Source organism: Mycobacterium sp. 852002-51163_SCH5372311 (genome assembly GCF_001667115.1).
Classification (GTDB): domain Bacteria; phylum Actinomycetota; class Actinomycetes; order Mycobacteriales; family Mycobacteriaceae; genus Mycobacterium.
This window is the reverse complement of record NZ_LZIJ01000013.1, coordinates 1-1,247: the sequence shown is the minus strand read 5'-3', so window position 1 is coordinate 1,247 and position 1,247 is coordinate 1. Positions and strand designations below refer to the sequence as shown.

At 61.2% G+C, this 1,247-nt stretch carries 1 protein-coding gene; it reads left to right on the top strand.

What is annotated here, in order from left to right:
• Positions 1–328: 328 nt before the first annotated feature.
• Complete coding sequence (locus A5791_RS01275) at positions 329–1,156, top strand: recombinase family protein (protein ID WP_369828000.1); 828 nt, start codon at positions 329–331, stop codon at positions 1,154–1,156.
• Positions 1,157–1,247 lie beyond the last annotated feature (91 nt).

Here is a 1,247-nt window from a genome sequence, read left to right as displayed (position 1 = left end):
CAGGCCGCCCCAGGACGACCGTGACGCGGCGAGTGAGCCCGCGCATGAGGCACGCCGGACGGCAGCGCCAGCACGCCAGGAAGATCACATCACCGGCATGGCGGCAATACAAATGGCGAACCAGGCAAACCGTGCCAGTGGAGCATTGCCGCCGCTTCGGGAGCTAGAGAGCCCGCACAAGCGGTACAGACGGCCATAGGCGCAGCGGCGCTATCGACGGCATTTGTCGAGGTCAGGCATTGTAGCCACGGTTGTACCAGTCGGCTAAAACTTAAGGCGTAAGGCGTAACCGAGCGGTTGCGCCCCAGCACCAGGAAGGACAGGAAACATGCCGACTAAGGCAGGCACACGAGAACCGATGCAGCCGTTGATGTTTGGCTACACGCGGGTAAGCACCGACGAGCAGGCAGACAGACGTAACGGACTAGAGGCACAACGGGAAACCATCGATTCTGAGGCCGCACGGCGCAGCTGGACCGTGGAGCACTTCGCGGACGAGGGCGTATCCGGCAAGACCATCGGACCCAAGCTGCAGGAAGTGTTGCAACTGTTGGCTTCTGGACAGGCAGACGGTTTGGTGGTCGCCAAGCTGGACAGGCTGAGCCGATCAATCGTCAACGCTGCCAACATCATCGAGTCAGCACAGGCACAAGGGTGGTCGCTGGTGATTTTGGACCTCGGCGTGGACCTGACCACAGCGGCAGGCCGCATGATGGCGATGAACCTAGTCAACTTCGCACAGTACGAACGTGAGTTGATTAGCGAGCGTACAAAGGCCGCTCTTGCCGCGAAGAAGCGCAGAGGCGAGAGAATCGGAAGACCCAGAGCTGCAACGGCTTCGGTGGTCCGCCGCATTGTCCGAGACAGGAATGCCGGCTTCAGTTACGACGCTATCGCCTCCGCCCTCACGGAAGAGGAAATCCTAAGCCCGCTAGGCAAATCGGAATGGCAACCGTCCACCGTTCGGCGCATCTACGCCAGCGCCACGGCACAGGTCCAGGTGTTCGGCATGAACCGCGAGCACCAGCGAGACGACAACCGGGACGCTGAGACGACAGAACCGCAGCCTTGTGGTGAGCCGACGTGCAAAGGCTACGGTCCTCCGGAGCCGATAGACGACGGGGAGGACTCGTCCGCAGAAGAGAGGACGCAGTAATGGCTCACATTCGCAAGCGGCCGTCCGGCAAGGTGGACAAGTTCGGCAATCCCATAGTGCGGTATCAGGTTGTATGGCTGGAGCCTGTACG